Genomic DNA, 6,533 nt, shown 5'->3' with positions numbered 1-6,533 from the left:
CAGCGTTCATCCTGAGCCAGGATCAAACTCTCCAATAAAGTTAGTTTGTCTAGCATCTAAAATAAAAATTGACGTTTCACGTTGTTTGTTTCGTTCAGTTTTCAAAGAACTAAAAGCGGGTGAAGAGAATCGAACTCTCGACCAGAGCTTGGAAGGCTCTTGTTTTACCACTAAACTACACCCGCGTGGTCGGGAAGACAGGATTTGAACCTGCGACCCCCTGGTCCCAAACCAGGTGCTCTACCAAGCTGAGCCACTTCCCGTAATTGGCGCGCCCGAGAGGAGTCGAACCCCTAACCTCTTGATCCGTAGTCAAACGCTCTATCCAATTGAGCTACGGGCGCTTATTCATGATGTTTTTTCGTCGTTGTATTTTGGCGACTCAATTATCTTATCATACTGCATTTTCAAATGCAAGTACTTTTTTAAAAAAGATTTTTGATGCGGCCGAGAGGACTTGAACCTCCACGGGGTTTCCCCCACTAGGCCCTCAACCTAGCGCGTCTGCCGTTCCGCCACGACCGCGCGGAAAAAACAAAAGTGAGCCATGAAGGACTCGAACCTTCGACCCTCTGATTAAAAGTCAGATGCTCTACCAACTGAGCTAATGGCTCGTAAATGGCTGGGCTAGCTGGATTCGAACCAGCGCATGACGGAGTCAAAGTCCGTTGCCTTACCGCTTGGCTATAGCCCATCGAAATACTTATCTTATTTTCAAAGACAAATGTTATTGTACCATAATGACCAATAAAAAACAACTGCCAATTAGCAGAAGTTAAAATGGCGGTCCCGACCGGGGTCGAACCGGCGATCTCCTGCGTGACAGGCAGGCATGTTAACCACTACACCACGGGACCATTTAATCTTTACATTAATTTCATTTCACTTTTCATTATACTATTATGGTGGAGGATGACGGGATCGAACCGCCGACCCCCTGCTTGTAAGGCAGGTGCTCTCCCAGCTGAGCTAATCCTCCGAAGTGGTGACCCGTACGGGATTCGAACCCGTGTTACCGCCGTGAAAGGGCGGTGTCTTAACCACTTGACCAACGGGCCAATATGAATGGCAGAGAAGAAGGGATTCGAACCCTCGCACCGCGTTCGCGATCTACTCCCTTAGCAGGGGAGCCCCTTGAGCCACTTGGGTACTTCTCTGTATGGCTCCGCAGGTAGGACTCGAACCTACGACCGATCGGTTAACAGCCGATAGCTCTACCACTGAGCTACTGCGGAATAATAAAGACAATTTGTATCTTATAAAAATTCTCATCGTAAGTCAAGAAGTTTTTTCACAACATCTTGTACAAACGTGACATGTTTATAATATACTGGATTGCGTTTTCACTGTCAAGATGTTTTCTTTATCAAGATTAGTTTCCCTTTACACTTTCCGCAGACATATCTTTTTGTATTAATTTGACGTCTTCTTACATATTGAAGTGAGCATCCCATACATTCATACATATAAACCTTTTTTTCCTTCTCTTCATTCATCATTCGTTTACAAAACCGCGGCGCATCAACTGCCTTTAACAGTTCGCGAAAATCCTTATCCCGGTGCTTATATCCTCTTCCTGTAATATGTAAGTGATAATGACAAAGTTCATGTTTAACAATTCCAACTAATTCTTCTTTCCCATACATTTCGTAATATCGATAATTCAGTTCAATATTGTGTGTATTCAATAGATAACGTCCACCAGTTGTACGCAACCTACTATTAAACAGTGCCTTATGTAAAAACGGCATTCCGAAATATTGTAGCGATACTTCTTCCACTAGCCGCTGTATTTCTTGCTCATCCATTTTCATTCCTCCTAAACAAAAAAATATTTTTACACTTTTCTCCTCTCTTATACATATATTAAATAGTACATATACCCATCCTCATTCAAGAAGCGTGGTTTCTAAAAACATAGCAAAAATAGAAATCCACTCACCAACCTCTCATCAATATTACTTTACATTTATGAGAGTAGGATTAAACAAGGAGGGATTCCTATGCCTACATGGCTCAAAAAACAAATGCAACGCGCATATTTTGAAAAAAACCGGTATCAAATTAAATTATTAAATGAATGCTGGTTTTATTATAGCAAAATACATCAAAGTTCTTAATCCATTACACGTTTTATCCTATAAAAAAAGAGCAGTTTCATCTGCTCTCTTCTCTTACTATTCAATCGGCAACATAGATAATGCAACGCGACCTTTTTTCGTATCAATATCATCTACCCATACTTTGACGATTTGTCCGACAGATACAACATCTAACGGATGCTTCACGTATTGTTTGCTTAGTTTAGAAATATGTACTAAACCATCTTGTTTCACACCTACATCAACAAAAGCACCAAAATCAACAACGTTACGAACTGTTCCTTCCAGTTCCATACCACGTTTTAAATCTTCTAATTTCAAAATCCCTTTTTTCAGAAGCGGTTTAGGCAACTCATCCCTCATGTCTCGCTCTGGACTAATGAGTGCATCTATAATATCAACTAATGTTGGTTCTCCAACTCCCGTTTCTTGCGACAACTTAGAAATCTCTACTTCTTCTAAACTCTTTTGTAATTGCGGTTGCCCTACGTCATCTTTTGATAATCCTAGACTCTTCAATAACAATTCAACATTTTTATATTGTTCTGGATGAATACCTGTACGGTCTAACGGATTTGCCCCTTCTAATATACGTAAGAAACCTATACATTGTTCATATGTCTTCGCACCTAGACGTGGTATTTTCTTTAAGTCTGTTCGTTTTGTAAATTTCCCTTCTTCTTCACGCTTTGCTACAATATTTTTCGCAACAGTTTTTGATAAACCCGAAACATATTGCAACAACGCAACTGAAGCTGTATTTACATTCACACCGACTTGGTTAACTGCTGTCTCTACTACAAACGTTAATGATTCATTTAATCTTTTTTGAGACACATCATGTTGATATTGTCCAACCCCAACTGATTTCGGATCAATCTTTACAAGTTCAGCAAGTGGATCTTGCAGACGTCTACCAATAGAAACCGCACTTCTTTCTTCAACCTGTAAATCCGGGAATTCCTCACGTGCTAAATCAGAAGCCGAATACACACTCGCACCAGCTTCGTTTACAATAATATAGAAGACTTCTCGTTTCACATTTTGTAATACATCAACTATAAATTCTTCCGATTCTCTAGAAGCTGTACCATTCCCAATCGCAATCATTTCAACTTGATATTTATCTATAATAGAAAGAACTTTCGCTTTTGCATCTTCATATTTACGCACTGGTGGATGCGGATAAATAACATCAATATATAGAACTTTCCCCGTATCGTCTACGATAGCTAATTTACAACCCGTTCTATATGCAGGGTCTACAGCTAACACAACCTTTTCTTTCATTGGAGGTTGTAATAACAAATTACGTAAGTTCTCAGAGAAAATATGTATCGCTTGTTCCTCAGCTGTTTCTGTTAATTCTTTTCGAATCTCCCTTTCAATAGAGGGTTGAATTAATCGTTTATAACCATCCTCAATTGCTAACTTTACATACTGTGCACTTTTTGAATCGTTATCACGAATTACTTTCTTATATAAGAAAGTTACTATCTCATCTACTGGTGGAACAACAGAAACTCTCAATATATCTTCTTTCTCACCTCGATTCATCGCTAATACGCGATGCGGCACGACTTTCTGCAACGGTTCTTCATAACTGTAATACATTTCATATATATTTTTTTCATCTTTCTCTTCATCTTTTACAGCCGAAGACATAACACCTTTTCGAAAAGTAACATTCCGAATCCAACTACGATATGCCGCTTCATCTGAAACGATTTCTGCAATAATGTCTTGAGCACCTTGCAATGCTTCCTCTGCAGATTGCACTTCTTTCTCGGCATTTATAAACTCTATTGCCTTCTGATTCGGATCTTCTTTCGTATATAACAATAACCATTCAGCTAATGGCTCTAACCCTTTTTCTTTTGCAATCGTTGCTTTCGTTCTTCTCTTCTCTTTATACGGACGATATAAATCTTCTACTTCTTGCAACTTTGTAGCTTTCACAATTTGCTGATGTAATTCTCCTGTCAGTTTCCCCTTCTCATCAATAAGACGAAGAACCTCTTCTTTCCTATCTTCAAGCTGCATCATATATTGCCATCTCTCTAAAATTGTACGAATTTGCACTTCATCTAAAGAGCCTGTCCATTCTTTTCGGTAACGAGCAATAAATGGAACTGTGTTACCTTCTTCTGTTAATTGAATAACATGACGAACTTGCTTTTCGGTAAAGCCTAATTCCTTCACTAACATTTTCATTAACGCTTGTCGATTATCTACCATTTCCATATACAACCGTAACCTCCTCTATAATAAAAAAAGTTGCCCTTCAAAGAGAGCAACTTAAACTGCCGATTTAAAAATCTATTAGTCCTAAACTAATTTGTAGCGCTTCATCTACACGAATCATCATCACTTCATCTAAGTGAGTGATTTTGTCCGTTAAGCGCTGCTTATCGATTGTTCGAATCTGCTCAAGTAAAATAACAGAATCTCTCTCAAAACCGTACTTTTTCGCATCAATTTCCACATGAGTGGGTAATTTCGCTTTTTGAATCTGTGCAGTAATAGCCGCTACAATCACCGTTGGACTAAAACGATTTCCGATGTCATTTTGAATGACAAGAACCGGACGAACGCCTCCTTGCTCAGAACCAACAACTGGGGAAAGGTCTGCAAAATACACGTCGCCGCGTTTTACAATCAAAATATTACCCCCCGCTAACTAAGCGTTCTACTGTATGAGCTGCTTCATACTCTGCTAAGAAAGCTTCAGATGCAATACCAAGATTAATTTTTCCCATTTCAATGTACCCACGTCGCATTGATTCATGTTGGTAGCGTTTCTTCGTCTTATGTTGACGCAATAACAGTTGTGTTGCCTGGCAAATTAGTTCATGGCGATTCTTATTCTCTTGTTTTCCAATTCCGTCCAATTCCGTTACCATTTGCTTTGGCAACCGAACCACGATTTCAGTAGTTACACTTGATTCGGACACAAAAATACACCTCCACCGTCAACTACACACCCAAATATATATATGACACCTATTGTAATAATACCATTGTATGGAGCCTGTTGCAAAGACTTCCTTATTCCTTGCTTATGTTTTCCAATTCACAAACAAAACATTCATATTCTTTTATTTTTTATCTCATTACAACAAGAAACGGAAGAGTTTCCGCGTTAAATTATGTTAAAAGTAATGATAAGTAAAAAGCTTCTCGTCAAAAAACGAACTTATTCTTAGCCAACGAAAAGTCCTCTCACATGACAAGAAGCAAATCATACTACCTTCTATATATCATTCAAATAATTGATTACTTCCACAACTTTACCGTTCCGTATAAATATTCTCGGCACACGGAAACTAATCGTTGTAATAATTTCATAATTAATAGTCCCTGAATATTCCGCAACCTCTGTAGCGCTAATATATTCATCTCCTTGCCTTCCAATGAGTGTAACTTTCGTACCAAGAGGCACTTTACAAGGAAGGTGAATCATGAATTGATCCATTGTTACTCGCCCTACAATCGGTACCCTTTTACCATTTACAAGCACTTCAAATCCTTGTAATCTTCTAAGCCAGCCATCTGCATAACCAATTGCAACGGTCGCAATCCATTCTTCCGTCTTCGTTCGATAAGTGACGTTATAACTAATTCCATCCCCTTTAATCACCTGTTTAATATGAGCAACTTTCGTATGCAATGATAGCGCTGATTCTAATTTAAACGGTAAAAAAGGGCGTATTTCTACAGATGGAGATAACCCATACATCGCAATACCAATTCGTACTGCATTAAATGTAATCCCTTGAAAACGTAGCGTTGCAGCACTATTAGCTGTATGAACAAACTTAGGATCCACTCCGAATTCTTTCAACCAACTTAACTGCTCCAAAAATGTGTTATATTGCTTATCAAAGTAAGAAGTCTCCACCTCATCTGCCGTTGCAAAATGTGTATAAACTCCTTCCAATTCTAAGAATGGTGCACCTTCTAAGCTTTTTAAAAATCCTTTTAATTCTTTACGTTCACGTATTCCAATTCTCCCCATACCACTATCGAAATTAATATGGTATTTCATCGTAGACGAACCATCCCAAAGTTTGATTGCTTCATCTACCCATTCCTTTTGAAAAACAGTTAATGCTACATCATTTTCAGCAGCTACATTTATATCACGAGGAGGAGAAGGACCTAACACTAAAATCGGCGCAGTAATACCAGCTCTTCGAAGCACTAAAGCTTCATCTAAGAACGCAACTGCTAACCTTGTCGCCCCCGCTTCTAATGCTGTTTTAGCCACCGGTACATAATCGTGCCCATATGCATTCCCTTTAACAACGGCAAAAATTTCTACATCACTCGGGATAAATTCTTTAATATGTGTAACGTTGTTATAAATGGCATCTAAATCCACTTCCACCCAAGTGTCACGGTAAAATGGCGCTTCTTCCATAAACACAC

6 protein-coding genes and 11 tRNA genes are annotated in these 6,533 nt (G+C 38.9%); 1 reads left to right on the top strand and 16 read right to left on the bottom strand.

Annotated features, from left to right (window positions below; genetic code table 11):
• Positions 1–114: 114 nt before the first annotated feature.
• From ACTFRN_RS25260 to ACTFRN_RS25205, 12 genes are all read right to left on the bottom strand, one after another.
• Positions 115–185, bottom strand: a tRNA-Gly gene (locus ACTFRN_RS25260).
• Position 186: 1 nt separating this feature from the next.
• A tRNA-Pro gene (locus ACTFRN_RS25255) sits at positions 187–263 on the bottom strand.
• Between the two features lie 4 nt (positions 264–267).
• Positions 268–344, bottom strand: a tRNA-Arg gene (locus tag ACTFRN_RS25250).
• 98 nt (positions 345–442) lie between these two features.
• Positions 443–525, bottom strand: a tRNA-Leu gene (locus ACTFRN_RS25245).
• Positions 526–541: 16 nt separating this feature from the next.
• A tRNA-Lys gene (locus ACTFRN_RS25240) sits at positions 542–614 on the bottom strand.
• A 5-nt stretch (positions 615–619) separates the two neighbouring features.
• Positions 620–694, bottom strand: a tRNA-Gln gene (locus ACTFRN_RS25235).
• A gap of 87 nt (positions 695–781) precedes the next feature.
• Positions 782–857, bottom strand: a tRNA-Asp gene (locus ACTFRN_RS25230).
• A 46-nt stretch (positions 858–903) separates the two neighbouring features.
• Positions 904–979 (bottom strand) — tRNA-Val (locus tag ACTFRN_RS25225).
• 4 nt (positions 980–983) lie between these two features.
• Positions 984–1,058 (bottom strand) — tRNA-Glu (locus ACTFRN_RS25220).
• Positions 1,059–1,066: 8 nt separating this feature from the next.
• Positions 1,067–1,157: transfer RNA gene (locus tag ACTFRN_RS25215), tRNA-Ser, on the bottom strand.
• Positions 1,158–1,160: 3 nt separating this feature from the next.
• Positions 1,161–1,235, bottom strand: a tRNA-Asn gene (locus ACTFRN_RS25210).
• A 114-nt stretch (positions 1,236–1,349) separates the two neighbouring features.
• Complete coding sequence (locus tag ACTFRN_RS25205; protein ID WP_000344243.1) at positions 1,350–1,808, bottom strand: SprT family protein; 459 nt, start codon at positions 1,806–1,808, stop codon at positions 1,350–1,352.
• A 195-nt stretch (positions 1,809–2,003) separates the two neighbouring features.
• Between ACTFRN_RS25205 and cmpA the strand changes: the two genes are divergently transcribed.
• On the top strand, positions 2,004–2,120 hold the full coding sequence (gene cmpA / locus ACTFRN_RS25200) for a cortex morphogenetic protein CmpA (RefSeq protein ID WP_001143642.1): 117 nt from the start codon (positions 2,004–2,006) through the stop codon (positions 2,118–2,120).
• Between the two features lie 57 nt (positions 2,121–2,177).
• Here the strand turns inward: cmpA and ACTFRN_RS25195 are convergent, their stop codons facing one another.
• The 4 genes from ACTFRN_RS25195 to alr form a co-directional block, all read right to left on the bottom strand.
• Entirely contained in the window at positions 2,178–4,346 is a 2,169-nt protein-coding gene (locus tag ACTFRN_RS25195; RefSeq protein WP_014893363.1) for a Tex family protein, read from the bottom strand.
• Between the two features lie 67 nt (positions 4,347–4,413).
• Positions 4,414–4,764: a type II toxin-antitoxin system endoribonuclease NdoA gene (gene ndoA / locus ACTFRN_RS25190; protein ID WP_000635963.1), complete on the bottom strand. Its 351-nt coding sequence runs from the start codon at positions 4,762–4,764 to the stop codon at positions 4,414–4,416.
• Positions 4,765–4,768: 4 nt separating this feature from the next.
• Positions 4,769–5,056, bottom strand: coding sequence for an antitoxin EndoAI (locus ACTFRN_RS25185; protein ID WP_000004570.1), 288 nt, complete (start codon positions 5,054–5,056; stop codon positions 4,769–4,771).
• Between the two features lie 299 nt (positions 5,057–5,355).
• A complete protein-coding gene (alr, locus tag ACTFRN_RS25180) occupies positions 5,356–6,525 on the bottom strand; it encodes an alanine racemase (RefSeq protein WP_440038649.1) in 1,170 nt (389 codons plus the stop codon).
• Between the last annotated feature and the right edge of the window lie 8 nt (positions 6,526–6,533).

Origin of the sequence: Bacillus cereus group sp. MYBK245-2, from assembly GCF_051916145.1 — a bacterium.
Classification (GTDB): domain Bacteria; phylum Bacillota; class Bacilli; order Bacillales; family Bacillaceae_G; genus Bacillus_A; species Bacillus_A pacificus.
This window is presented reverse-complemented; position numbering and strand designations above follow the sequence as displayed.